Source organism: Streptomyces sp. NPDC007901 (genome assembly GCF_042959465.1).
Classification (GTDB): Bacteria; Actinomycetota; Actinomycetes; order Streptomycetales; family Streptomycetaceae; genus Streptomyces.
In genome coordinates this window covers 305,025-328,624 of record NZ_JBIBKW010000008.1, presented here as the reverse complement: position 1 = coordinate 328,624, position 23,600 = coordinate 305,025, and the positions used below count along the sequence as shown (strand labels likewise).

At 69.0% G+C, this 23,600-nt stretch carries 23 protein-coding genes and 1 pseudogene; 14 read left to right on the top strand and 10 right to left on the bottom strand.

The window, feature by feature from the left end; genetic code table 11:
* Nucleotides 1-176: 176 nt before the first annotated feature.
* From ACFZDK_RS26940 to ACFZDK_RS26930, 3 genes and pseudogenes are all read right to left on the bottom strand, one after another.
* Nucleotides 177-410, bottom strand: a pseudogene (locus ACFZDK_RS26940) (NAD(P)-binding protein); the annotation flags it as partial.
* Nucleotides 411-479: 69 nt separating this feature from the next.
* Complete coding sequence (locus ACFZDK_RS26935; RefSeq protein WP_123972933.1) at nt 480-1,196, bottom strand: flavin reductase family protein; 717 nt, start codon at nt 1,194-1,196, stop codon at nt 480-482.
* A gap of 40 nt (nt 1,197-1,236) precedes the next feature.
* Complete coding sequence (locus ACFZDK_RS26930; protein ID WP_390976272.1) at nt 1,237-2,025, bottom strand: enoyl-CoA hydratase-related protein; 789 nt, start codon at nt 2,023-2,025, stop codon at nt 1,237-1,239.
* A gap of 587 nt (nt 2,026-2,612) precedes the next feature.
* On the opposite strand from ACFZDK_RS26930, the gene ACFZDK_RS26925 reads away from it, so the two are divergent.
* From ACFZDK_RS26925 to ACFZDK_RS26915, 3 genes are all read left to right on the top strand, one after another.
* A complete protein-coding gene (locus tag ACFZDK_RS26925) occupies nt 2,613-3,221 on the top strand; it encodes a CGNR zinc finger domain-containing protein (protein WP_390976271.1) in 609 nt (202 codons plus the stop codon).
* A 110-nt stretch (nt 3,222-3,331) separates the two neighbouring features.
* Nucleotides 3,332-3,889 (top strand): TetR family transcriptional regulator, encoded by a 558-nt coding sequence (locus ACFZDK_RS26920; protein WP_390976270.1) that lies wholly within the window; start codon nt 3,332-3,334, stop codon nt 3,887-3,889.
* A gap of 710 nt (nt 3,890-4,599) precedes the next feature.
* Nucleotides 4,600-5,535, top strand: coding sequence for an alpha/beta fold hydrolase (locus ACFZDK_RS26915; RefSeq protein WP_390976268.1), 936 nt, complete (start codon nt 4,600-4,602; stop codon nt 5,533-5,535).
* Between the two features lie 291 nt (nt 5,536-5,826).
* On the opposite strand, the gene ACFZDK_RS26910 is transcribed toward ACFZDK_RS26915, so the two are convergent.
* Nucleotides 5,827-6,444, bottom strand: a complete 618-nt coding sequence (locus tag ACFZDK_RS26910) for a TetR/AcrR family transcriptional regulator (protein ID WP_099940017.1) — start codon at nt 6,442-6,444, stop codon at nt 5,827-5,829.
* A 160-nt stretch (nt 6,445-6,604) separates the two neighbouring features.
* On the opposite strand from ACFZDK_RS26910, the gene ACFZDK_RS26905 reads away from it, so the two are divergent.
* From ACFZDK_RS26905 to ACFZDK_RS26890, 4 genes are all read left to right on the top strand, one after another.
* Nucleotides 6,605-8,026, top strand: a complete 1,422-nt coding sequence (locus ACFZDK_RS26905; RefSeq protein ID WP_390976265.1) for an aldehyde dehydrogenase family protein — start codon at nt 6,605-6,607, stop codon at nt 8,024-8,026.
* 201 nt (nt 8,027-8,227) lie between these two features.
* Entirely contained in the window at nt 8,228-9,037 is an 810-nt protein-coding gene (locus tag ACFZDK_RS26900) for an SDR family oxidoreductase (RefSeq protein WP_099946191.1), read from the top strand.
* A 126-nt stretch (nt 9,038-9,163) separates the two neighbouring features.
* A complete protein-coding gene (locus ACFZDK_RS26895; protein ID WP_390976263.1) occupies nt 9,164-10,252 on the top strand; it encodes a zinc-binding dehydrogenase in 1,089 nt (362 codons plus the stop codon).
* A 155-nt stretch (nt 10,253-10,407) separates the two neighbouring features.
* Nucleotides 10,408-11,664, top strand: a complete 1,257-nt coding sequence (locus ACFZDK_RS26890) for an aldehyde dehydrogenase family protein (RefSeq protein ID WP_390976261.1) — start codon at nt 10,408-10,410, stop codon at nt 11,662-11,664.
* Between the two features lie 646 nt (nt 11,665-12,310).
* On the opposite strand, the gene ACFZDK_RS26885 is transcribed toward ACFZDK_RS26890, so the two are convergent.
* Nucleotides 12,311-13,135, bottom strand: a complete 825-nt coding sequence (locus tag ACFZDK_RS26885) for a helix-turn-helix domain-containing protein (protein ID WP_390976259.1) — start codon at nt 13,133-13,135, stop codon at nt 12,311-12,313.
* Nucleotides 13,136-13,428: 293 nt separating this feature from the next.
* On the opposite strand from ACFZDK_RS26885, the gene ACFZDK_RS26880 reads away from it, so the two are divergent.
* From ACFZDK_RS26880 to ACFZDK_RS26870, 3 genes are all read left to right on the top strand, one after another.
* Nucleotides 13,429-14,211, top strand: coding sequence for an MBL fold metallo-hydrolase (locus ACFZDK_RS26880; protein ID WP_054218411.1), 783 nt, complete (start codon nt 13,429-13,431; stop codon nt 14,209-14,211).
* Between the two features lie 63 nt (nt 14,212-14,274).
* Nucleotides 14,275-15,210, top strand: a complete 936-nt coding sequence (locus ACFZDK_RS26875; protein WP_390976511.1) for a nuclear transport factor 2 family protein — start codon at nt 14,275-14,277, stop codon at nt 15,208-15,210.
* Nucleotides 15,211-15,488: 278 nt separating this feature from the next.
* Nucleotides 15,489-15,716 (top strand): hypothetical protein, encoded by a 228-nt coding sequence (locus tag ACFZDK_RS26870; protein WP_390976257.1) that lies wholly within the window; start codon nt 15,489-15,491, stop codon nt 15,714-15,716.
* Between the two features lie 25 nt (nt 15,717-15,741).
* Here the strand turns inward: ACFZDK_RS26870 and ACFZDK_RS26865 are convergent, their stop codons facing one another.
* From ACFZDK_RS26865 to ACFZDK_RS26855, 3 genes are all read right to left on the bottom strand, one after another.
* Complete coding sequence (locus tag ACFZDK_RS26865) at nt 15,742-16,143, bottom strand: helix-turn-helix domain-containing protein (protein ID WP_390976255.1); 402 nt, start codon at nt 16,141-16,143, stop codon at nt 15,742-15,744.
* Between the two features lie 363 nt (nt 16,144-16,506).
* Nucleotides 16,507-17,424 carry an alpha/beta hydrolase gene (locus tag ACFZDK_RS26860; protein ID WP_360245431.1) on the bottom strand — a complete coding sequence of 306 codons (918 nt, stop codon included), beginning with the start codon at nt 17,422-17,424 and terminating at the stop codon, nt 16,507-16,509.
* A 2-nt stretch (nt 17,425-17,426) separates the two neighbouring features.
* A complete protein-coding gene (locus tag ACFZDK_RS26855) occupies nt 17,427-18,602 on the bottom strand; it encodes an alpha/beta fold hydrolase (protein ID WP_390976253.1) in 1,176 nt (391 codons plus the stop codon).
* 219 nt (nt 18,603-18,821) lie between these two features.
* Between ACFZDK_RS26855 and ACFZDK_RS26850 the strand changes: the two genes are divergently transcribed.
* Nucleotides 18,822-19,670 carry an MBL fold metallo-hydrolase gene (locus ACFZDK_RS26850; protein ID WP_390976251.1) on the top strand — a complete coding sequence of 283 codons (849 nt, stop codon included), beginning with the start codon at nt 18,822-18,824 and terminating at the stop codon, nt 19,668-19,670.
* Between the two features lie 35 nt (nt 19,671-19,705).
* On the opposite strand, the gene ACFZDK_RS26845 is transcribed toward ACFZDK_RS26850, so the two are convergent.
* A complete protein-coding gene (locus ACFZDK_RS26845; RefSeq protein WP_390976249.1) occupies nt 19,706-20,299 on the bottom strand; it encodes a CGNR zinc finger domain-containing protein in 594 nt (197 codons plus the stop codon).
* Between the two features lie 304 nt (nt 20,300-20,603).
* On the opposite strand from ACFZDK_RS26845, the gene ACFZDK_RS26840 reads away from it, so the two are divergent.
* The 3 genes from ACFZDK_RS26840 to ACFZDK_RS26830 are packed head-to-tail and all read left to right on the top strand — an operon-like array spanning nt 20,604 to nt 23,183.
* Nucleotides 20,604-21,347, top strand: a complete 744-nt coding sequence (locus ACFZDK_RS26840) for a 3-oxoacid CoA-transferase subunit A (protein WP_390976247.1) — start codon at nt 20,604-20,606, stop codon at nt 21,345-21,347.
* Nucleotides 21,344-22,015: a 3-oxoacid CoA-transferase subunit B gene (locus tag ACFZDK_RS26835; RefSeq protein ID WP_390976245.1), complete on the top strand. Its 672-nt coding sequence runs from the start codon at nt 21,344-21,346 to the stop codon at nt 22,013-22,015. The genes ACFZDK_RS26840 and ACFZDK_RS26835 overlap by 4 nt, the downstream gene beginning before the upstream one ends.
* Nucleotide 22,016: 1 nt before the next feature.
* Complete coding sequence (locus tag ACFZDK_RS26830) at nt 22,017-23,183, top strand: acetyl-CoA C-acyltransferase (RefSeq protein WP_390976243.1); 1,167 nt, start codon at nt 22,017-22,019, stop codon at nt 23,181-23,183.
* 73 nt (nt 23,184-23,256) lie between these two features.
* Here the strand turns inward: ACFZDK_RS26830 and ACFZDK_RS26825 are convergent, their stop codons facing one another.
* Nucleotides 23,257-23,541 carry a hypothetical protein gene (locus tag ACFZDK_RS26825; RefSeq protein ID WP_390976241.1) on the bottom strand — a complete coding sequence of 95 codons (285 nt, stop codon included), beginning with the start codon at nt 23,539-23,541 and terminating at the stop codon, nt 23,257-23,259.
* Nucleotides 23,542-23,600: the final 59 nt, after the last annotated feature.

The following is a 23,600-nucleotide window of genomic DNA, read 5'->3' as shown; positions in this document are numbered from 1 at the left end:
CGAGAGGTCGGTGGAAGGGCAGCCAAGAGGCACACCCGTAGGTGGGTGGGCGCCCCTTTACAAGCCCATGCATGTTGTCATGGGCCACGTGAGCGGTCCTCATGTGACGGGATGCCGCGATTGCTGTCGCTGGACCGTCATCACCATTCCGGCGTCCACCGCGCGCTGCGAACGGTGCCGCCCACGCCCGCTCCGGCCAGCACCACGACGTTGCCCGGCCGATGGATGCGCTGGATGCCGTACATGCCGAGGCTGGGTGGCAGAGGTAGTTCTTGATGTCCCAGAAGTTCTTGGGCAGGCGAGCCGGGCGTGAAACGGCGGCCCGCCTCTATCACGCCGACGCGGTAGCCCTTTTCGGTGAGCCGAAGGGCGGTGACGGAACCGCCGAAGCCCGACCCCACGATGATCACGTCGTAGTCGTATCTGGGTTCGTCATGCTGCGTGTCCTGATTCCCGGAGGAGTTCTTCCGTGACGGCTGTCAGTCGAGGCTCGTGGTGGACCCGGACGGCGACCAGTGGGGCGTGTCGATCGGCGAGTAGTACGTGTCCTTCTGGTCCAGGCGCTCCATCCGGCGTTCGGAGTACTCCTTGATCACCTGGGGGTCGAGCGGCGTCTCGAACGCGTTGTTCACGAGGGTGTATTCGGCGGCGAGTCGTCCCACCGGAGCGATGGCACCGAAGTCGATCCGGCCACCCACATAGAGGTCATCTCGGATGTAGAAGCGCACCACATTGCCCCAGACGGCGTTGTTGAGTCCGTCGGGCGCCGAGAAGATGTGCTCGACGGTGCACTCGAACGCGATGGGCGCTCCCTTGATACGGGGCGGGCGAACGGCCTCGGACGGCACCTTCTCCAGCCCGACCGCGTCGAACTCGTCGACGTCGGGCTCGAACTCGAAGGCGCTTCGGTTCAGCCCCTCGATCTGCGGCAGGGTGGCCATGTTGGTGACGAACTCGCCGGTGTCCCGGATGTTGACGAAGCTGTCCTTGAGCGTGGCGCCGTCCGAGCGCGGCTGGAACGACAGCGAGATCCGCGGCGGTTTGCGCCCGACGACCGTGAAGAAGGAGATGGGAGCCAGGTTGCCCACACCTTCGGTGGACAGGGTGCTCACCCAGGCGATGGGGCGAGGGATGACGCTGCCGATGAGCAGCTTGTAGGCGGACTTGGCGTCCAGGTCCGCAGAATCGATGATCATGTGGTGTCCTCTGGCTGGCGGCGAGTGGGGGAGAGGGGGATCAGCGGCCCTTGAAGGGCAGGACGGGCCGCGGGCGGCCCTCCTTGAGGGCCTTGGCGGCGGAGGCCAGGCCGTCCTTGACGTCCTCGGTCTCGAAGAGAGGGACGGCCAGGTCGAACAGCTGCTGGTCGGCGGCGGGGATGCCGCCTGTGGCCCAGGCGCGCAACAACGCCTTGTGCACGAGGTGCGCCCGGGTGGGGCCCTGGGCGATCTTCTGAGCGAAGGCCTCCGCTTCGGTGCGCAGTTCGTCGTCGGGGACGACGCGGTTGATGACCCCGGCCTCGGCCATGACCGTGGCGGGTACCTGCTCGGAGGTCAGTGCCCATTCGAAGGCGCGGGCCCGGCCGGCCCGTTCGGCCACGCGGTGGATCCCGCCGAGGAGGGTGATGATGCCGAGCGACTGCTCGGGATGGCCGAAGCGGGCGCTCTCGGCGGCGAGGATGATGTCGGCCCGCAGCGCGAGTTCGAAGCCGCCGCCGTAGCACAGCCCCTGGACCGCGGCCACGACCGGGATCGGGAGCTGCTCGAACCGGTTGATCACGGACAGAGCGTGGTCGAAGTCGGCCCGCAGGCTCGTGCGGTCGGCGTCGACCCAGGGCCGGAAGTCGCCACCGTAGCTGAAGTCGGGTCCCTCGGCCCGCAGGACGACGGCGCGGGCCTGGCTGCGCGTGAGGGTGTCGACGATCTCGCTGAGCTCCTGGGTGAACTCGGGCGCGAATCGGTTCTGCGGAGGATTGTCGAGGACGATCGTGGCGACATCGCCATCGATGGAGTGGGTGAGAACGGGCATGACATTTCCTTGGCTCTGGACAGTACGGGCGGGCTCGCGGCCCATCGGGTGAGGCGGTCGCAAAACCGGTTGGGGGCGGATTGCGCGACGGTGGGGGTGCTGTGCGGGGCGAACTGGCCTCCGCCGCCGATGAGTGTCAGCCGGCCGGGTTTCAGGGCCCGTCCGTGGCGCGCCGGCGCGGCCCGTCAGCGATACCAGGTCAAGAACGCGTCGAGGTGTGCGGCGATCGCGCCGAGCTGCTCCAAGCGCGTGGCTGATCCGTCGACGACGGCAGTGCGGGCGGCAGGGAGGCGTGATGGCACGACGGGGCCGACACGTTCCGCGGTGATGCGGGGGTCATCGGCGGCGCGACAGCGGTGCCGCCACGGTTCTCCCGCTCCGGAGGGCCAAGAGCGTCCCGGGCGCTGTGGAGGCTGACGAGCTCATGAGCGACACCCTTCGTGCGGCTGCGTTGCCGATCCAACAGAAAGGACTGTACGACGATAGCTCATTTCATTTCAAGGTGGCAGAGGGTGCCGTACTCTGAGGCAGTGGCCACATGGCCACGGTCATGTCGGCCATGACGAGGAGTGAAGGGGGCAGGACCAATGGCGTGGTCCGCATCCACGCGGTACGAAGTCGAGCCCGCCCCCCTCGGGCTGGCGCTGGTGCACGACCTGCTCAACACCATCTCCGCCGGCCGCCCCCGGGCAGCGGATCTTCTGGACGACCTCGCCGACGCGCAGGCATGGGCCGACCAGGCACTGGAGTGCTGGGCCCAGGAGACGGCGCAGGCCGCCGCGCAGGTGCGGCTCACCGAGAACGATCTCGAAGAACTCCGCGGCCTTCGTGCCGAGTTGCGGCGGCTTCTCGCCGTACCGGACGGCGACGGCCCAAGCGGCGACGGCGCTGACGTGGCGCCCGCCGTTCACGTCGCGGCGGCGGCCTTGCGGATGGACCGCAGCGGGCGGGTCGTCCTGGAGCCGCGCGGACAAGGCTGGCGGTATGTGGCCGCCCTGGTACTCCTCGAGATGTTCCAGGCCCAGCAGGCGGACACCTGGCGCCGGCTCAAGATCTGCCGCAACGCCCGTTGCACGACGGCTTTCTTCGACCGCTCCCGCAACAACAGCGGCGTGTGGCACTCCACCAAGACCTGCGGCAACCCGGAGAACCTGCGAGCCCACCGGGCGCGTCAGCGCGTGCGGACCGCCGAGTAGGAGGCCTTCGTCGAGGCAGCGGTGCCATGGACGGGATTTGCCGCCACCGCGAGCAGTCCACCACCCTGCTCCTCGCGCGGGTCACGGTGACGTATGAGGGGTCATGATCCTTGACGCCCTGGCGGGATCGCCTCCGCGGAACCGCTAGAGGGACAACGGGCAGATCACCCACCACCGTGGACCAGATCGCTATGGCGGCTGGCCTGTCACCGCGCAGCTTCTTCCGTTACTTCGCGAACAAGGAAGCCGTAGTGACCTACGTGCTCGACGAAACCGGCGCCGACATCGCCGACGCGCTGGCGGCGCGCCCCGCCGAGGAAGAACCCTGGTACGCGTTGCGCCGCGCATTCGACGAAGTGATCGAGAAGTGGACGAGGAACCAGTCGCTGCCGATGATCCGCCTGATCCACGACACTCCGGTGCTGTACGCGAAGCACCTGCACCAAGAGGTCCAATGGAACGAGGCCATCGCCCGGTCGCTCGTCACACGACTCTCGAAAACGCCGCCCGGCGAGGAGCGTCGGCTGCGCGCCGGAGCACTCGCCGCCGCCGGCGTGGCCTGCTTCGCCTATGCCCGTCTGGAGTGGGTCGCCTGCGATGGCAAGCGCTCCGTGGCGGAGCTCCTCGACCTCGCCATGGATGCCGTTTCTCCGTTGTCCAGGCCGTAGCACCTCCGGCGGCCACCCGGCCTGGCTCACCGCAACCGCACGGCTCGCGGCACGGCGAGGTCGAACAGGTGCTGGTCGGGTTGCGATGCCGTCGGCGGCCCAGGCGCCCAGCAACGCGTTGTCCACGGCGCGCGCCCGGCGGGGCCTGCAGCGATCTTCCGGGCTGAGGGCTCGGCTTGGGTCTGTAAGGCTCCGTCCGGGGCCACGCGGTCGGCTCGATGCTCTCCGCCTCGGTCATAACGAAGCCGGTGACCTGTTCCCGACTGCCCGGTCCGGACGTGCAGGCCCGCGACGGGCGGTCCAGGTGATGGCTGGCGGTGACGCGTGTGTCGGTCAGGCCGAGACGTCACGTCCGTGCGGCCGGTCGGTGCGTACGGCGGCATCGAGGACGTCGGTGGGGACGGCGTCGAGGAGCAGTTCGGCGCTGCGGAACATCGTGAAGGCGCCGACCTCGTCGCCGTTCCCCCGTTCGTGTCCAGTCCAGCGGGAGTCGCCCGACGGCCGGATGCCCGCTGAAACAACTGTGATCTATTTGCTCATCTCAAGAGCTACTTGAGCAACATAATCAAAAGACTTACGCTCATTGCATCTAGTGCAGATCCTCGAGCGCGGGGCAGCCGCTCTTTCGGCTGGAGCAGAACACGCAACCCACTACTCGGCCCGGGCCTGCGGGACCGCGACGCCGGCAGGGCGGCTTGGAGGTCGAACGCATGACACAGGTGACCCAGCGACCGCCGTTTGTCGAGGGCTCCTCGACCGGCACGTCCCACGCGGCCGATCGTGTCCGTCATCGGACGGTTCAGGCCGGCAGGCTGGAGGTTCCGATCCTCGAGGCCGGCAGCGGGCCACTCGTTCTGTGCCTCCACGGGTTTCCCGACCACGCCGCCAGCTGGGCAGGACTTCTCGACCGCCTCGCACAGGAAGGGTATTGGGCGGTAGCACCCGCACAGCGCGGATACTGGCCCGGTGGCGCGGCACCCGACGGCTCCTATCGCGCGTCCGCGACCGGCCAGGACGTTCTCACCCTGATCGAAGCGCTCGGGCGCGAGCAGGCGGACCTCATCGGTCATGACCTCGGTGCACGGGCGGCGTACGCGGCAGCCAGCCTCGACGCGACGCGTGTCCGCAAGCTTGTCGGCATGTCGGTTCCCTACGGCCCTCAACTGCGCACCGCATGGGTCGTCGACGGCGACCAGCAGCGACGCAGTTGGTACATGTTCTTCTTCCAGACGGCCATGGCGGAGGCGGCCGTCGAGTTCGACGACTTCGCCTTCATCGACCGGCTCTGGCGGGAATGGTCGCCCGGCTACGAGCTGCCGGACGCGGAGCGGGCCGCGCTCAAGGAGACCCTCCGTGCGCCAGGAGTCCTGACCGAGACCCTGGGCTATTACCGCCAGTTGTTCACGCCTCCCGCCGACGAGGGGACCCAGGCCGCGGAAGCCAGGGCGAGCGGTGCCATCACCGTCCCGTCCCTCTACCTCCACGGGGCCGACGACAACTGCATGTCCGTGGAATTGAGCGACGGCATGGAAGCAGTGTTCACGAGCGGCTTGGAACGCATCGTCGTACCCGGCGCAGGGCACTTCCTGCACCTCGAGCAGCCCGAGACCGTCGCCGACCACATCCTGGGCTTCCTGAACAGCTGACCCCCGCCCCCGGCCGGTCAGAGGGCACTGCCTCGTCCTCTTCCTCGTGCCCGTGCTGCTCTGCGAGGCCACATGAATGGGAGCTTTGAGCGCAGACGTCAGTCGTGGGCAGCGACAAGGTCCTTTGCCCCGCCCGACGCCCGACGCTCCGAGGTGCGCGGCGCAGTCGGACGCCAATCTCGGTGGCCCCGGGCCGTCTTCCGGGTCACGGTCCGCCGGTGGCGGCGTCGCTGCGCGAAAGGCGGCCCGGTGAACTTGCCCTTCTCGGGCGCGTTCGGGGGCTGCCTTGGCTCAGGTGTGCCCTTTGTGCCCGACGGCGCGCAGGAGAAAGGGCAGGAGGCGGTCGGCGGTCTCCGCCGCGGTTGCCGCGTCCACCTCGTCCGGCGGCAGCGGGGTGAGGAAGAACCTGCTGACCATGGGACCGAGGACCAGGTCGCCGAGCAGGTCGGCATGCTCCACCGGCGGGATCTCGCCCCGCTCCGCCGCACGCTTCGTGATCTCCTCCATGCGTCGGCGCATGGGCAGCACGAACGTGTTCGTGAGGGCCTCGGCCAGCGGGGTGTTGTGCCGGGCCTCCCCGATCAATGTCTGCAACACCCCTCCTTCCTGCCCGGTCAGGGAAGCCGCCTTGTCCCGGAGCAGGGCGCGGAGGTCGCCTTCCAGCGTGCCGGTGTCGGTGTGTGTCGTGAGTTCCTGGGCGTAGGCGGCGGCAGCGTCGACGACCATGACCTCCTTGGACGGCCACCGGCGGTAGAGAGTGGCGGTGGACACTCCGGCGCGGGACGCGACGGCGGCGGTGGTGAGCGCGCGGTAGCCGCTCTCGGTCAGGACGGCCATGGTCGCCTCCAGCAGCGCACGGTCGCGGGAGGCATCGCGGGGGCGCCCCCGGCGTGCCGGCGCCCCGGTCATCGGGCGGCTCCCGAAGGGATCCTGCGGGAGGAAAGGGCGGCGGAGCGCACTGGTCGGTCGGGCTGCCGTACGGAACGTTGAGTAAGGGTGGGATGGGTCACACGACTAAGTGTACAGGAAAACGAAACGAAAGGCTTTCGTTTCGTATATGCTTCTGGGCATGACCACCAACGCACCCACCGGCGGCCAGCCGGACATCGCCGTTACCGTGACCCCTGCGGCGGAGACCGTCGCGCGACTTCGGGCCACGTTCAACACCGGCCGCACCAAGCCCGTCGCATGGCGGAAGCAGCAGCTGCAGGCGTTGAGGCGTCTGCTGACGGAGCATGAGGACGTGTTCGTCCAGGCGCTGCAGACCGACCTCCGCAAGAGCGCGACCGAGTCGCGCATGACGGAGATCGGATTCCTGGTCAGGGAGATCGACCACACCCTGAGTCATCTCGACCGGTGGCTGCGTCCGAAGAGAGCCTCCGTGCCCCTGTCGCTCATGCCGTCCCGGGCCTGGACCGTGCGTGAGCCGCTGGGTGTCGTGCTGGTCATCGCGCCCTGGAACTACCCGGTCAATCTGGCGCTCGCGCCGGTCATCGGTGCCCTGGCCGCCGGCAACGCCGTCGTCCTCAAGCCCAGCGAGGTCGCCCCCGCGACCTCGGCCGTGCTCGCCCACTGGCTGCCCCTGATCCTGGACCCGCAGGCCGTGGCTGTCGTCGAGGGCGGCGTGCCGGAGACGACCGCCCTGCTGGAACAGCGCTTCGACCACATCTTCTACACCGGCAACGGCGCGGTCGGGCGCATCGTGATGACCGCCGCGGCCCGTCATCTCACCCCGGTCACCCTGGAGCTGGGCGGCAAGAGCCCCGCCGTCGTCGAACCCGGCACCGACCTCGCGACGGCCGCCCGCCGCATCGCCCTGGGCAAGTTCATGAACGCGGGCCAGACCTGCGTCGCACCCGACTACGTGCTGGCGATAGGTGAGGCGGGCGCCGAGATAGAGGCGCACCTGACGCAGGCGGTCGGCGAGATGTACGGCACCGATCCGGCTCGCAGCAACGACTACGGCCGTATCGTCAACGAGCGCCACTTCGACCGGCTGGCCGGCCTGCTGAACGACGGTCGGACCGTCGTGGGCGGCGACCACGACCGCGACGCCCGCTACATCGCCCCGACCGTGCTGGCCGACGTCGACCCCGACTCCCCGGTGATGCGCGACGAGATCTTCGGCCCCATCCTGCCCGTCGTACGCGTCCCCGACCTGGACGCTGCCATCGCCTTCATCACCGGAAGGGACAAGCCGCTGGCCCTGTACGCCTTCACCGCGTCCAAGCGCTCCAAGCGGCGCCTGACCGCGGAGACGTCCTCCGGTGGCCTGGCCTTCGGCCTCTCGCTCCTCCAACTCGGCGCGCTCGAGCTGCCCTTCGGTGGCGTCGGTGAGAGCGGCATGGGCCGCTACCACGGCTCGTATTCCCTGGACACCTTCAGCCACCTCAAGTCCGTCCTCGACAAGCCGCTCAAGCCGGACACGCTGGGCGTGGCCACCCCGCCCTACACCCGCGGCAAGGACCGCATCCTGCGACGCATTACGTGAGCCGGATCGGCGACGAGCCAGAGCGCGCTGTCGACGGGGCCATCGCCCCGCACCCAGGGCTGACGACCTCACACGTCACGACCATCGCCGAGGCGGGCCTTCGGGCCCGTCCTGGCACCAGATGACGGTCGCCGACCGTCGCAAGGATTGAAAGGGGAAGGGGAACAGGTAACCTGCAAGGGCGCCGCGTCCCCGACCGCCATGAACAAGATCGACTACCGCACCCAGACCACACTGATCACCGGGGCGAGCGCCGGACTCGGCGCGGAGTTCGCCCGCCTGCTCGCCGAGCGCGGCTCGGACCTCGTGCTGGTCGCCCGCCGCGCGGACCGGCTGGAGGCCCTGGCCGACGAGCTGTCCGCGAAGTACCGGGTCACCGTCACGGCGGTGCCCTTCGACCTCACCGTGCCGGCCGCCGGCGAAGCACTGGCCAAGGAGGTGGCCCGGCGCGGGATCACCGTCACCAGCCTCGTTAACAACGCCGGCTTCGGCACCCACGCCCCCTTCCGCCAGGAGGACCCGGAACGCGTCCAGCAGGAGATCGGCCTGAACGTGGCCAGCCTGGTCGACGTCACCAGGGCGTTCATCGACCAGCTGACCGGTTTCCTGGTCAACGTCGCCAGCTCCCTCGGATACCAGCCGTGGCCGAACGCCGCCGTCTACGGGGCGACCAAGGCCTTCGTGCTGAGCTTCACCGAGGCGCTGTGGCAGGAATCGCGAGGGACCGGCCTGCGCGTGCTCGCCCTTTCCCCGGGCCCCACCCGCACCGAGTTCTTCGACGCGCTCGGCTCCGACGACATGGCCCGCGGCGTCCGGATGCAGACCCCGCGCCAGGTGGTCACCACCGCACTGCGCACGCTGGACCGGCGCAACCCTCCGCCCAGCGTCGTCTCCGGCACCTTCAACTGGGTGACCACCCTGACCTCACGCTTCACCACCCGCCGAGCCAACGTCCTGGCCTTCGGTGCGCTGACCAAGTGGCAGATGCGCTCGAGTGGGCCCGGCCACTGACACGCCCGAGCTTCGCGACGGCACCGGCCCCTGCGAACACGGTGCCCACCCACCCCCCTGTCCATGGCTCGCCGTGCCCGTCACCGAGTCGATCCGTAGGGGAATCATGCACAGAAGGAAGCCGCCATGAAGGTGAGGGCCGCCATCGCGACCGCCAAGGAACAGCCGCTCGTCATCGAGCACGTCGAGATCGACGAGCCCCGCCCTGACGAGGTGCAGGTTCGCCTGGTCGCCACCGGTGTCTGTCACACCGACGCGATCGTGCGCGACCAGTGGTACCCCACGCCGCTTCCGGCGGTACTCGGCCACGAGGGCGCGGGCATCGTGGAGAAGGTCGGCTCCGCGGTCACCGGCATCACGCTCGGCGACCGCGTGGTGCTCAGCTTCGCCAGCTGCGGTGCCTGCGCCGGCCACCCCGCCTACTGCACCGACTTCGCCATGCGCAACTTCGGTGGCGCTCGCCCGGACCGCAGCACGGCCTTCCGAGCCGAGGACGGCTCCGCCGTCTCCTCCCACTTCTTCGGACAGTCCTCCTTCGCCGGCGTGACGAACGTCGCCGAGCGGAGCGTGGTGAAGGTGTCCGAGACCGCCCCGCTCGACATCCTCGGCCCGCTCGGCTGTGGCGTCCTGACCGGCGCGGGCGCCGTGCTCAACGTGCTCAAGCCGAAGCCCGGCTCGAGCTTCGTGCTCTTCGGTACGGGCGCGGTCGGCCTCTCCGGCCTGCTCGCGGCAGTGGCCGCAGGCGCCACGACCGTGATCGCCGTCGACATCGTCGACAGCCGCCTCGAGTTCGCCATGAGCGTCGGCGCCACTCACACGATCAACAACAGGAACGAGGACCCGGTCGCCCGCATCAAGGAGATCACCGGAGGCGGCGCGGACTACGCGCTGGACGCAACCGGCAACAAGGTCGTCTTCCGCCAGATGATCGACTCGATGGGCCTGCTCGGCCACGCCGCGATCGTGGGCTTGGCAAAGCCCGGTACCGAGTCGCCCGTCGACATCGGCAGCTCGATGCTCTCCGGTGCCGGCGTGACCTTCGTCCTTGAGGGCGACGCCGCGCCTCAGGTGCTGATTCCGCAGCTGATCGCTCTCTACGAGGCCGGCAGGTTCCCGTTCGACAGACTCATCAAGCACTACGACTTCGAGGACATCAACCAGGCCTTCGAGGACAGCGAGAGCGGGGTCACGCTCAAGCCGGTGGTCACTTTTTGAGCACCCGGCACGGGACAGGAACGGCACTCTTTCCCTTGCCCGGCGGAAACCGGGCGGTTTACAGTGACACCGCCCGGAGATTGTTGAACGATCCTCCTGTCACCCGACGCGTAGTGCGCCTGGACCATGAAGGGACCGATGTGCGCAGGAACGAGATGAGCGTGCCCAGCTCCGTCCAGGAGGCGGTTCACGCCTGCGCGGTCCGGGCGACGCAGGGCTCGGCGGCCTTGGCCCGGGCGTCGGACGTGGAGATCGACACCGCCCTACGGGCCATGGCGGAGCGGCTGCACACGGCGCGCGAGGTCCTGACAGCGGCGAATCAGGCCGACCTGCGAGCGGCCGCATCGAGCGGGATGTCGGCGGCACTGCAGGATCGCCTTCGGCTGACCGGCCCGCGGCTCGAGGAAATGGCCGCGGCGTTGCGTACGCTGGCGGACGTGCCGCACGAGCTGCGGGACAGCGTCCTCGAGGAGCGTCCCGACGGCCTGGTCCTGCTGGAGCGCCGCCGTCCGGTGGGGGTCATCGGAGCGAACTTCGAGGCGCGTCCCAATGTGACGCTCGACGTCGCCTCCCAGTTCGTCAAGTCCCGCAACGGCGGCGTACTGCGCACCGGTTCGGCGGCCTTGCGCTCCTCCCAGGCCCTGGTCACCCACGTGATCACGCCCGCTCTCACCGGCGCGGGACTGAACCCGGACGCCATCCAGCTGGTGCCGAGCGAGGATCGGGCGGCTGCGTACGCGCTGGTGTCGCTGCCCGAGACCATCCCTCTGGTCATCCTGCGCGGCAGCGGCGACAGCACCCGGGAGCTCGGCCGAGAGGCCGCCCGCCACGGTGTGCGCACGCTGGCCCACGCGGACGGCGGCGGAGTGCTCTACGTGGCCCCGGACGCCGACGAGAAGCTGGTGCACGAGCTGGTCACCAGCAGCCTGGACCGGCTGGGCGTCTGCAACCGGCTCAATCTGCTCCTCATCGACCGGGCTGTTCACGACAAGCTGCTGCCGGGCATTCTGAAGACGCTCGAAGACCTGGGCATCGCTGCGTCGCTGCCGCCGCACCCCCACGCGCGCGGTTACGAGTGGTCCCTGGACTCCGATCATGCGGCAACGGTGACGATCGACGAGGCGGACGGCCCGGTCCACGCAGCACGGATCGCGAACGAGGAGACCTCCGGGCTGGCCGCCGCCATCGCCACCCACGACCCGGACACCGCAGCCCAGTTCATGGACGCCTACGGTGGCTCAGGCGTCTTCTGGAACTCCACCACACGCCTCCTCGACGGCTTCAAGCTCCTGCGCCTGCCGGAAACCGGCATCAACATCGACCGCGTCCCCGGTCCCCGCGGCCCCGTCACCTACCGTGACTTGTACCTGCGTCAGTACATGGTTCGACCCGCGGCGTCCCTGCACAGGTGAGCCGGTGCCGCATCGAGACGCGGTCACCCTTCATCGCCCAGATCGCCGAACCTTGATCCCAGATCACCGACATGGACGATTCCGTCCCAGGCACGAACCCGTCGGCTGAGAGGACCTGGACCGCGAGCGGGGCTCCGTAGCGCTTCGGCGCGATCGGCGCCGAGCACTGCGCAACGAGGGCGGACGCGGTCTGCTTCTCGTCGCCCGGCTCAGCGGACGGTGGGGCAACTCGCCACACCACCTACGGCAAGACCCTCTGGGCGCAACAGCGGCTGCCCTCCGCGCCGTGACTTCATGGCGGCCACGGAACGACGGATGGCGGTGCCCCGGCTCCCCAGGGAGGGGAGGATGCGATGACCTTCGAGCCGGGGCGCGGCGGCTCGGAGGATCGTCAGCCGACGCGGTCGATGCCGAGGGAGGAGGCCTGCGGCACCGACCGTCACTTTCCCGGTACCGAGCGGGCAGTCCAGCGGTCGGCATGCCGAGCGACCTCGATCTGGCGTCCGAAACACGCGGTGAGTCGTGCGCTGGTGAGTACTTCGGGCTTATGGCCCAAGGGATGGAGTTTGTTGCTCGTGATTCCAACGGGCCGGCGCCCCAAGCAGCCCTCGCCGAACTCGTTCACGCAGTCAGGTGGCGTGGGCGGCTAGGCAGGCGGCGACGCATGTTGGGAGGCGCGGAAGGCCAGGGGGGTCTGGCCGGTGTGGCGTTGGAAGAACTTGCCGAAGTGGGTGGCGCTGGTGAAGCCGAGGTGGGCTGCGATGGTGGAGGCGGGTTCGGTGCCGTGGGCGAGGAGCCGCTTGGCCTCCAGGGCGAGGCGCTGGTCGAGGTAGTCCTTGGCGCTGAGGCCCGCCGCGGTCTGGGTGGCGCGGGTGAGGGTGCGGGTGGAGTAGCCGAGTTCGCGGGCGTAGTCGTCGATGCGATGGGTGCGGGAGAAACCTCGTTCGACAGCGTCGCGAAAACGCAGGAAGGGCTCGGGGGCGGACTCCGCAGCCTGGCCGTGCTGCTGCAGGTGGGCCAGGCGCAGGAGTACGACGTCGAGCAGGCGGTGCAGCAGGGCGGTGTGCACCGGCAGCGGATGGCGGTCCCACTGGGAGAACTCCGCGGCCAGTTGCTCGGCCGCAACTGCCAGCACGGGGGCCTCCGAAGGATCGGGGCTGTACAGGGGCATCGGGGCGGTGCCGGTGCCGAGTCCGGCGAGTTCCGCGGTCTCGGGGGCGACGAAGTCCTCCTGGAAGAAGACCAGGATGGCCTCGGCCTGCTCAGGGTTCTGCCACTGGTGCACCTGGCCGGGCCGGATCCACAGCCAGGAACCGGGCGGCAGTACGTACCCCGTGAAGTCGACGCGGTGGCGCAGGGTGCCGGCGGTGACCAGCATCAGGGAGTGGAAGTCCTGCCGGTGCGGGGTGGCGATGTGCCAGGGCCAGTCCCGGATGCGGTCGCGGAAGTCGGCCAGGGTCATGACCTCCATGCCCGCCGGGGTTCCGGCCGGAGGCTGGAAAACCACCTTCGGCAGGCCCGTCTCCCGCCGACCGGGCTTCCGCCGTGCTTGTCGCCTGTGGACCATCACGAGACCGCAGCGTACCTCGCTGGACCTCCGGTTCCGTCCCAGTATGGAGTTGTTCCAGGGGCGCGGGCCCGTGGGGATGGAAAGCCAGCTGTGTCCGTTGCGGCCGATGGTCGGTCGTGAGCCGGCCATCAGCGATCCGCCCCTTCCCGCTTCCCCTCATCACCGCTCATCCGCATTCCGACAGGAGCACAGCCATGCACGGCACCCTCACGGTCATCGACAAGGGCTCGGTCCGCATCCACAGCTACGGCGCGCCCGAGGACGGCCTGGGCGTCACCACCCAGCTGATCGAGACGCCGTCGCGGATCATCGCCGTCGACGCGCAGTTCGTCCTGGCCTACGCCGACGAGGTCGTCGCCTACGCCAAGAGCCTCGGCAAGCCGCTCGACCGCCTCGTCGTCAGCCATGCGCATCCGGACCACTACCAGGGCGCGGCCCGCTTCGGCGTCCCCGTGCACGCGCTGCCGGAGACCACCGCGGAGATCGTCGCCATGGGTGCCAAGACGGATCTGCCCACCGGCGCCGCGATCCCGCTCGCCGACATGACTCCGACCGTGGAGATCACCCCGGGCACCGAGGTCATCGACGGCATCCCGTTCGTGTTCGAGAAGGTCACCGGCGGCGAGATCCACACCACCCTCGTGATCAAGCTGCCCGAGGAGGGTGTCCTGGTCGCTCAGGACGTGGTCTACAACCGAACCCACCTGTGGTTCCTGGACAAGGACTTCGACGGCTGGCAGGCCAACATCGACCGCTTCGCGGCCGAGACCGAGTACGACACCATCCTGCCCGGACACGGAGAGCCGACCACCCCCGCCGTCTGGGCCGAGCTCACCGACTACGTCAACGCCGGCCGGGAGCTGCTCGGTGACGACGGCGACGCCTACAAGAAGGCGATCACCGAGCGCTACCCCGCCTACCAGGGCGCAGCCCTCATCGACGTCGCCAACGCCTACATGTTCGGCCCCAAGAACTGAGTCCGCTCCGACCTTCCGGAAAACCGCCCAAGTCCCGAGAGGGAGAACATCGTGACTTCCCACATGTCCAGCAGGCGCATGGCCACCCGTCGCATCCTCGTCGCCACGGTCGCCACGTCCGCCCTGCTGGGCGCCGCGACCGTACCCGCCTTCGCCTCGCCCCCCGTCAACGCGGGTCACACCTACGGGCACGTCGACGGCGGCACCCGGCTCGACTACCAGAAGACCGTGGCCGTACGCGTCCTCAAGGGAGCGTTCGAGCGGGGTGACACCGCGGTCGTGGACAGGTTCGTGCGGGCCGACTACATCCAGCACAACCCCCTCGCGTCCAATGGCGCCGAGGCGTTGAAGAACTTCGCTGTCGGGTTGCATCAGCAGTTCCCCGACACCAAGTACGACATCAAGCGGGTCATCTCCGAGAACGACCTCGTCGTGGTGCACTCCAACCTCGTACTGACGCCGGGAAGTCGAGGCTCGGCCGTATTCGACATTTTCCGGTTCCAGGACGGCAAGATCGCCGAGCATTGGGACACCCTGCAGAACGTCCCCGACAGCAGTGTCAACGGCAACGACATGTTCTCCACCGTCAGTCGGCCGCAGACCGGGCAACCTGGTCCGCGGTGGCTCACCGCCTCCAACAAGAAGCTCGTCACCGAGGCATTCGACCGGCTCATCGTCGACAAGGATCTGTCCGCGCTCGACCTGTACTGGAGCGCCGGGTACCACCAGCACAATCCCGGCATCGCGGATGGTGTGGCCGGTGCGCGGGCGGGGCTTGGGGCGTACTTCCGGGCGTTCCCGGAGCTGACCGTCTCCCGCAAGCGCGTTGTCGCCGAGGGGGATCTGGTCGCCGTCCACAGTCACTACGTGAACGCGCCCGGCGAGCGCGGGCAGGCCGTCGTGGACCTGTTCCGGGTACAGGGCGGGAAGATCGTCGAGCACTGGGACGTGCTTCAGGACGTGCCGGCCACTTCCGCCAACGACAACACGATGTTCTGAATCTGAGGGGCGTTCACGAAAACAGAACGCCCCTTTGCGTCCCAGTGGGTTCCTCGCCGGGCGAGTGGGATCTCGCTTTCACCACGCCGGATTACGTCCGCTGCGGCGCACGGGTCGGGACGGCCCTCAGCGGGCCGCCCCTCGGTCCGTCCGTGTGCCCCGGCGGCCTCGCCCGGACACGCGGACGGAGCTGACCGCAGGGGCCGACGACTGGAAGCAGTCCGCCAGGTCGGTGATGCACGTCCGCAGTCGGCGGCCTGACGGGGAGCACCGGCGCCGTGCCCGAGTTCGACTTCAATGCTTGTCCGATGCTGCCCGCGGCCCAGATCCGCGACTTGGCTGCCCTGCGCAAGGGCCTCGGCGTGCTGGTCGACTGCCACATCCACCCACGCGAAGCCCCCGAGCACACCTCTGCCCGGGCGACTTCGGGCTCTGATCTCCTCGGCGACTGGGTGGACTTCGGAGTCCACCCGTTTCGCCACGCCCTTGCCGGAAGAGGGAGCTGAATCCGCATGACGCACGTCCGCAGCGTCAGGGCTCACCTTGCGGACGTGAGACCTGTCGGGACGCGTTCCTGAACTGGATCGGGCTCTGTCCGGCTCGGGACTGGAAGTATTTGCTGAAGTTGGTGGCACTGCTGAAGCCGAGGTGTGCGGCAACGCGGACGGCGGGCTCGTCGCTGTGGGCCAGGCGGCGCTTGGCCTCCAGCATGACTCGTTCGTCGATGAACCCCTTGGCGCTGGTACCGACCGCGGATGCGGTTGCCCTCGTGAGCGTGCGCGGGGAGTAGCCCAGGTTTCTGGCGTAGTCAGCGACCTCACGGGTCTTGGTGAAGTCACGCTCGACCGCCTCGCGGAATCGGCGGAAGGTGTCGCTGTCTTCCGTAGTGCTGGGAAGCCCACCCGGCCGGTCGGCCAGCCGGAGCACCAGCACGGACAGCAGGTGTCGCAGGACGGCGATGTGGCACTCTCCGCTCGCCAACCGGCTGTCCTGCGTACGCTCGCCGACCGCGATCGCCGCGGGCGCGCCTCAGATGCCGGCGCGAGCACTCCACCCTGCACTGCCCCAAGCGCTACAGCCGCCGCCTGCGACGGGTCTTCTGCATGCCCGCGTCGGTACACACACGGCGGCGGTGAACGGGTCGGTACGGCACTTGACGAGGCCCATGTCATGGCCGACCGTGCCAGGTGGCGCGTGACCGTGGCTGCCACGTTCCGGAAGCGCGCCGCCGGGGAGAGAGGCGGCGGTCACCCGCCTGGGGAGGCGGTTCCAGCAGTGGCCGGAACCGCCTCCGTCTCACGAGCCGGTCGAGGCCGGGACCGGGTCGAGGTGAGTTCGGAACCACGACAGCGCGGCGCCGCTGGATTCCTCGAAGTGCACCTTGTAGGCGTCGAAGTGCCCGCCCGGCAGCAGCACCAGCTCCTTCGGGGCCAGCGCCCGCTCGAAGGCGGCGAGCTGGATGTCGGCCGGGATCACCGTCTCGCCGGTCCCGACGATCATCATGAGCGGCTTGGGCGAGACCCGAGTGATCCATACGCCCGGCTCGTACAGCCGCGCGGCCCGGCTGGAGCGCATCGTCACCGTGTTGTTCTCGCGGCCCGGCGGAACCAGGTCACGGTAGAAGCGCAGCGCGTCCGGGCTGGTGTACAGGGCCGGGTCGGCCGGATCGTCGCCGATGGAGGTCTGGTACCGCAGTTCGCCGCCGGCGGCCTGGGCGCGTTCGTCGTCGGCCTGGGCGAGCTCGAAGGCGGCGATGCGCTCCGGCGGGACCCTGCGCTGCCACTGCTCGAATCCGCTGATGGTGGGCACCTGCGACACCACGCACTTGATCCGCACGTCGGTCGCGCCGAGCACGATCGCGTGACCGCCCGCGAAGCTCGTGCCCCACACCCCGATGCGGTCCGCGTCGACCTCCGGCCGGGCCTCCAGGAAGCTGATCGCGCGGCGCCAGTCCGCGATCTGACGCCACGGGTCGACGTCGTTGCGGGGCTCGCCGTCGCTGGCGCCGAACGTGCGGTGATCGTGGACGAGCACCACGAACCCGGCGTCGGCGAACTTGCGTGCGTACGGGTCGAGGCCCATCTCGCGGTTGCCGCCGAATCCGTGCGCCATCGTGATCGCGGGGCGCGGGCCCTCGGCGTCCGGCAGGTAGAGCCAGCCGCGCAGCGTCACGCCCCCGTCCGCCGTGAACTCTACGTCGATGCGTTCCGTCATGGTCATTCGCCTTCGGTGAAGTTGAAGTACTCGGCGGGGATGAGGCCGGCCGCGGTCAGGGCCGCCCCGACCTTCGCGTTGATCTGCACCACGGCGCCGAGGGGACGGTGGTGGATGGCGATCTCCGTGATGAGCCCTTCGTCATCACGCGTGAGGATCGTGATCCCCTTCATCTCGAAGCCGCCGAACGCGCTGGCCTCCCACTCCAGATACGTCCGATGTCCGTCCTGCACCTTCCGGACGAACTCGAGCCGCTCATACGCGGAGCTCACCGCGGCCATGAGGGCCTCGACCTGCTCCTTGCGCTCCAGCGGCTTGGCGAGCGCGCTGGCCTCCATCCGCACGTTCGGCGAGAGCGCCGCCGCGAAGGAGTCCTGGGTGCGCTGCTCGAACGCGGCCGTCCAGGCCTTGGCCGGGCGGCCGTCGGCGGAGTTTGACGCGGTCTCCTCGACGACCGCCGTGATGACGGCGGCGACCGCCGCCGGGTTCTCGGCGTGCGCCCAGTGGCCTGCCCCGGCGATGGTCTGCGAGGCGGCGCCGGGGAAGCGCGGCACGACATACGCGGAGACGATCTCTTCCGTCACGAAGGGGTCGTTCTCGCCGCGCAGGACGGAGACGCCTCCGCGGTACTTGCTGGGCTGGTGTCCGTCCGGGTGGCCGTCGTTCCATGCCGTCGCCGTGTCGGAGATCGTCGACGGGTCGACGTGCAGCGTCACTTGGGCGAGCCGGTCATTCTCCTCGTCCGGGAACGCGGTGGCGAGCGCACCGCGGAAGGCACGCTGCGCGTCGAGTCCGAGATCCGGTGCCTGGAAGGGGGCGATCTGCTCCGGGGGCAGGTGAGTGCCCGCCAGCGGGATCGGGTTGACCAGGACGAGGGAGCGCACCTGATCGGCCAGACGGGCGGCGACGAGCTCGGCGATCTGGCTCCCCATGCTGTGGCCGACGAGCACGACGGGGCCCTCCGTCGTGCGCACGACGCTCTCGAGGTCGTCGGCCCAGCGAGCGAGTGTGAACGGCCCTTGATCCGAGGCGCGTGCACCCATGCCGGCGAGCTCGAACGCGATCGAGGGGATCGACTGCTCGTCGAGGACGGTGCGGACGGTGTTCCAGATGGCGCCGTCGTCCAGGTATCCGTGGACGAGCACCGCGGTCGGCGCCTTCGTCGCTGGGCTGTTCATCTCGTGTCTCCTTTGACGATCGCTCTCTTGCGGCGACGAATCGGAGCCGGTGGCTCTCCGGATTCTCGGCCGACGCGAGCTCTATGACGTAAGCATAGGGTCTATGCTTGCGTCAATGTCATCGCTCCGTGAGCGACGGAACGAGGACCGGGCCTTCGGGCTCCCTCCACGTTCCGGCCGGAGTGGGAGCGACCACCCGAGAATCCGAGGAGTCCACCAATGACGTCGAACGCCCTGACCTACGCCGTGCACGTCGCGGACGGCATGCCGACCACCAACTCCGACGTGCCGCCCGATCAGGGCGAGCGTTCGTGGTCGCCGACGTCGAGCATCCTCATCTCGAACGAGGGGGAGGCGCTGCTGGTGGATCCGCTCTTCACGATCGCGCAGTCGGAGGGCCTGCTGCGCTGGCTCAGCGAGCGTGCGGCCCCCGTGACGAGCGTGTACGTCACGCACGGCCACGGGGACCACTGGTTCGGTCTCGGAGCCTTGCTGCAGCAGTACCCGGGCGCGCGCGCCTTCGCGCTGCCCGAGGTCGTCGAGGACATGGCCTACCAGTCCTCGCCCGAGGTACTCAAGGCGGTCTGGCGCGCCTGGTTCCCCGAGCAGATCGCTGAGCGACTGGTACTCGCCGAACCTCTCGAGGACGAGGTCCTGACCGTCGGAGGGGCGGAGGTCCGTCCGGTCCGCCTGGGGCACACCGACAGCGACAACACCACCTGCCTGCACGTGCCCGACCTGGAGCTGGTCGTCGCCGGCGACGTGATCTACAACAACGTGCACCTCATGCTCGCGGCATCGGACGCGGACGGGCGAGCCGAGTGGCTGAGGGCTCTCGACACGGTCGAGGCGTTGGCGCCGACCGCGATCGTCGCGGGCCACAAGGATCAGACCGCCGACGACGATCCCCGTCACATCGAGGAGACCCGCCGTTACATCCTTGATTTCAACAGCGGGGTGCGTCGCACCGGCAGCACCCTCGAGCTCTACGAGTACATGCTCGAGCGTCACCCGTCGCGTATCAATCCCGGTGCACTGTGGGGCTCCTGCCGGGCCGCGAAGGGCTGAGCGGTCGGCGAGTCGGCCGGGCGGCCCGCGGCGCGCTAAGCGCGCGCGGCCGCCCGACGCTGCCGCGAGGCCCGAAGGTTCACGGCGTTACCGCACATACGCACGTCGTGCCAGACCCCGTTGTTGGGGTTCGTGCCGTCGTAGAACGCAACCGAGCAGACCCGGTTACGGCACATCTTCAGACGACGCCACGTACCCGTCAGTTGGGCGTTCGTGATCTCGTTGAGCACGGCCGCCACGGCCCACCCGACGTCCTTGCCGCGCGGCGCCAGCGAAAAGACGCCATCGGCGTCGATCCGCACCTCGAGCGCGCCGCTCACCCCCTTCGGCGCGGATCGGACCGGAGCGTCGCGCACCGCACCCGAGACCGTCATCTGCAGCGACGCGCGTAGCTGCTGAAGCCGCACCAGCCCCGGTTCATCGACCTCGGTCGCCGGCGCCTCCGTCCCGGTACGTCGACTCCATTCGTCCAGCGCGCCGGAGAGCCATGACGTCGCAGATTCCGGCGTCGAGAGCAGGTCCTCGAGCGCGGGCTTGCCGGCGGCGCGGGTGTTCAGGACCTCCTGGACGAGGATGAGCGGTCCGGTGGCGATGCGGTCGGTGTAGCGTTCGCTCGCGAGTTCAGACATAGGCATAGCTTATTAGCTCCAGTCTTCATTGGCGAGGAGAGCGGGATCGCCGCCGAAAAGACCCTAACGGCGACGCCGTGCGTTCGACGCACCGGTGAGTGCGCGGCATCGCGGTGACCGTCAGGCGGAGGACGCTGCACCTCACGCTCATCGACCCTGCCCAAGACGCTCACGGCGTGATATGACATAAGCATAGAGGCTATGTCTACGTCAGATGGTGTTGTCCTCGTGCACTGTCACCAGGCGGGCCGGCCATGTGAAATCGCTGGAGAGGTCGCGCGATGCCCGAACGGGTGGAGGAACAATGATCGACAAGACTGTCGAGGACACCGCGGCCGCCGTCTCAGGGATCCGTCACGGCGCCACCGTGATGATCGGTGGCTTCGGACGCGCGGGCCAGCCGGTGGAGCTGATCGACGCACTCATCGCCCACGGAGCACGCGACCTGACCGTCGTCAACAACAACGCGGGCAACGGCGACACGGGTCTTGCCGCGCTTCTTGCGGCGCGAAGGGTACGGAAGATCATCTGCTCGTTCCCGAGACAAAGCGACTCGTGGGTGTTCGACGGCCTCTACCGCACGGGAGACATCGAGCTGGAGCTCGTCCCGCAGGGGAATCTCGCCGAACGCATCCGCGCCGCGGGCGCGGGTATCGGCGCGTTCTTCTCGCCGACAGGCGTCGGCACACAGCTCGCGGAAGGCAAGGAGGTGCGCACGATCGACGGCCGCGACTATGTGCTCGAATACCCGATCCGAGCTGATGTCGCGTTGATCAGCGCCCTGCGGGCCGACCGCTGGGGCAACCTTGTCTACCGCGAGACCGCCCGCAACTTCGGCCCGATCATGGCGGCCGCGGCGGCCACCACCATCGCCCAGGTCGACCAGATCGTGCCGCTCGGCGACATCGACCCCGAGACAGTCGTGACGCCCGGCATCTTCATCGACCACGTCGTCGCGGTGGGAGAACGCCGCTGGCTCGACGAAGGCGTGTTCGTCGGCGGCGTCGACATCGAGGGAAGCCCGCTGGCACGGGAGGAGAGCCGATGACCACGCGCATCAGCCGCACCGACCTCGCCCGCCGCATCGCGGCCGACATCCCCGAGGGATCGGTCGTGAACCTTGGCATCGGCGCCCCCACCCTTGTCGCCAACTACCTGCCGGACGACACGGAGGTCGTCCTGCACACCGAGAACGGGATGCTCGGCATGGGGCCCGCACCCGAGCCCGGCACCGTCGACCCCGACCTGATCAACGCCGGCAAGCAGCCGGTAACCGCGCTGCCTGGCTCGGCGTACTTCCACCACGCCGACTCCTTCGCGATGATGCGCGGCGGCCACCTGGACGTGTGTGTGCTCGGCGCGTTCCAGGTGTCAGAAACCGGCGATCTCGCGAACTGGTCGACGGGCGAGCCCGGCGCGATTCCCGCCGTCGGCGGAGCGATGGACCTCGCCATCGGCGCGAAGTCGGTCTACGTGATGACCGACCTGCTCACCAAGCAGGGCACGCCGAAACTCGTCGCCACCTGCACCTACCCGCTGACCGGAGTGCGCTGCGTGACCCGCATCTACACCGATCACGCGGTGTTCGACGTCACGCCCGACGGACTGCGCGTGCGCGAGACGTTCGGCGACAACACGGTGGACTCCCTGGCCGCCCTGACCGGACTCAACCTCGCCGACGTCACCGACGCCGCGGTACCCCTGAGAGGTAACTGACATGCCCGCGAGCTTCGTGTACGACGCCGTGCGCACCCCCTTCGGACGGCACGGCAAAGCCCTCGCCGACGTACGCCCCGACGACCTCGCCGCCATCGTCATGCGCGCCACCGTCGAGCGCACCGGCCTTGATCCCGCGCGCATCGACGACGTGATATTCGGCGACGCGAACCAGGCCGGCGAGGACAACCGCGACGTAGCACGCTTCGGCGCGCTGCTCGCCGGATTCCCCACCTCGGTCCCGGGAGTCACCGTCAACCGCCTGTGCGGGTCCTCGGTCGAGGCCGTCATCCAGGCGTCACGAGCCGTCGAGGCAGGAGACGCCGACATCGTGCTCGCGGGCGGCGTGGAGTCCATGAGTCGCGCGCCGTACGTCGTCGAGAAAAGCACCCGGCCCTTTCCCGCAGGCAACCAGACGATGTGGAACACGTCGATCGGATGGCGCATGGTCAACCCTCGCCTGCCGAAGGAATGGACGATCTCCAACGGCGAGACCGCCGAAAAGCTTGCCGGAATCCACCGGATCTCACGTGAGGAGCAGGACGCGTTCGCGGCGCGCAGCCACCGCCTGGCCGCCCGCGCATGGGCGGACGGCGTCTTCGACCACGAGATCGTCCAGGTCGACGGCCACCACCTCGCCCGCGACGAAAGCATCCGCGACGAATCGACCGTCGAAGTACTCGCCGGCTTGCGCCCGGCGTTCGCCGCCAACGGCACGGTGACCGCCGGGAACTCGTCACCCATCAACGACGGCGCCTCCGCCGTGCTCGTCGCCCGCGAAGGCGTGCTCGACGGCGAACCCCTCGCCCGCATCGCAGCCCGCGCGGCGTTCGGCAACGCCCCCGACGTCTTCGGAGTCGCACCCGTCGAGGCGGCCAACCGCGCCCTCGCCCGTTCCGGACGCACATGGGCCGACGTCGACCTGGTCGAGCTGAACGAAGCATTCGCAGCGCAGTCGCTCGCCTGTCTGCGGTTGTGGAGAGACCTCGACCCACAGAAGGTGAACCTGTACGGAGGCGCGATCGCGATGGGGCATCCGCTCGGAGCGTCCGGGGGACGCATCATCGGCCGCGCGGCCCACGAACTCGCCCGCCGGGGCAGCGGCATCGCAGTCGCGGCAATTTGCATCGGCGTCGGCCAAGGCCTCGCCGTCGTACTCGAGAGGTGAAGGGCGGTCAAGCCGCGGGCCGGAGCCCGCGGCTTGGACACCGTGGCCGTACACCAGTTACTTGAAGGGTGTCCTACCGTCCTTCTGGAGCACGCGACCAGGGCGTTGTCACCCTCGTCGAGATGTTCCAGAACACCGGCACCGGCCGACTCGCTGGGCCCCCGCTGTCCATGAGTGAGCGCAGGAGTTCACGATCGTTTCGGCAGACGAGTTCCGCGATGATGCCGAACATGCCGGTCGTCTGCACCACCAGATCGGTCTCCCACAGTTCCGCGAGAGCCCGGGCCACGGGCAGTGCGGGCCCCTCGACCGTGATGCCGACCAGGGTGAAACTGTCCAGACCCACCACGGCCGGCAAACACTGCCCTCCACCTTGATGACATCGTCGGCGATCAGCCGCTTCAGGCGCTCCCGCAC

Coding starts and splice junctions, on each gene's coding strand:
- ACFZDK_RS26935 (WP_123972933.1), bottom strand. CDS start 1,196: ATGATCATCGATTCTGCGGACCTGGACGCCAAGTCCGCCTACAAGCTG.
- ACFZDK_RS26930 (WP_390976272.1), bottom strand. CDS start 2,025: ATGCCCGTTCTCACCCACTCCATCGATGGCGATGTCGCCACGATCGTC.
- ACFZDK_RS26925 (WP_390976271.1), top strand. CDS start 2,613: ATGGCGTGGTCCGCATCCACGCGGTACGAAGTCGAGCCCGCCCCCCTC.
- ACFZDK_RS26915 (WP_390976268.1), top strand. CDS start 4,600: ATGACACAGGTGACCCAGCGACCGCCGTTTGTCGAGGGCTCCTCGACC.
- ACFZDK_RS26910 (WP_099940017.1), bottom strand. CDS start 6,444: ATGACCGGGGCGCCGGCACGCCGGGGGCGCCCCCGCGATGCCTCCCGC.
- ACFZDK_RS26905 (WP_390976265.1), top strand. CDS start 6,605: ATGACCACCAACGCACCCACCGGCGGCCAGCCGGACATCGCCGTTACC.
- ACFZDK_RS26900 (WP_099946191.1), top strand. CDS start 8,228: ATGAACAAGATCGACTACCGCACCCAGACCACACTGATCACCGGGGCG.
- ACFZDK_RS26895 (WP_390976263.1), top strand. CDS start 9,164: ATGAAGGTGAGGGCCGCCATCGCGACCGCCAAGGAACAGCCGCTCGTC.
- ACFZDK_RS26890 (WP_390976261.1), top strand. CDS start 10,408: ATGAGCGTGCCCAGCTCCGTCCAGGAGGCGGTTCACGCCTGCGCGGTC.
- ACFZDK_RS26885 (WP_390976259.1), bottom strand. CDS start 13,135: ATGGAGGTCATGACCCTGGCCGACTTCCGCGACCGCATCCGGGACTGG.
- ACFZDK_RS26880 (WP_054218411.1), top strand. CDS start 13,429: ATGCACGGCACCCTCACGGTCATCGACAAGGGCTCGGTCCGCATCCAC.
- ACFZDK_RS26875 (WP_390976511.1), top strand. CDS start 14,275: ATGTCCAGCAGGCGCATGGCCACCCGTCGCATCCTCGTCGCCACGGTC.
- ACFZDK_RS26860 (WP_360245431.1), bottom strand. CDS start 17,424: ATGACGGAACGCATCGACGTAGAGTTCACGGCGGACGGGGGCGTGACG.
- ACFZDK_RS26855 (WP_390976253.1), bottom strand. CDS start 18,602: ATGAACAGCCCAGCGACGAAGGCGCCGACCGCGGTGCTCGTCCACGGA.
- ACFZDK_RS26850 (WP_390976251.1), top strand. CDS start 18,822: ATGACGTCGAACGCCCTGACCTACGCCGTGCACGTCGCGGACGGCATG.
- ACFZDK_RS26845 (WP_390976249.1), bottom strand. CDS start 20,299: ATGTCTGAACTCGCGAGCGAACGCTACACCGACCGCATCGCCACCGGA.
- ACFZDK_RS26840 (WP_390976247.1), top strand. CDS start 20,604: ATGATCGACAAGACTGTCGAGGACACCGCGGCCGCCGTCTCAGGGATC.
- ACFZDK_RS26835 (WP_390976245.1), top strand. CDS start 21,344: ATGACCACGCGCATCAGCCGCACCGACCTCGCCCGCCGCATCGCGGCC.
- ACFZDK_RS26830 (WP_390976243.1), top strand. CDS start 22,017: ATGCCCGCGAGCTTCGTGTACGACGCCGTGCGCACCCCCTTCGGACGG.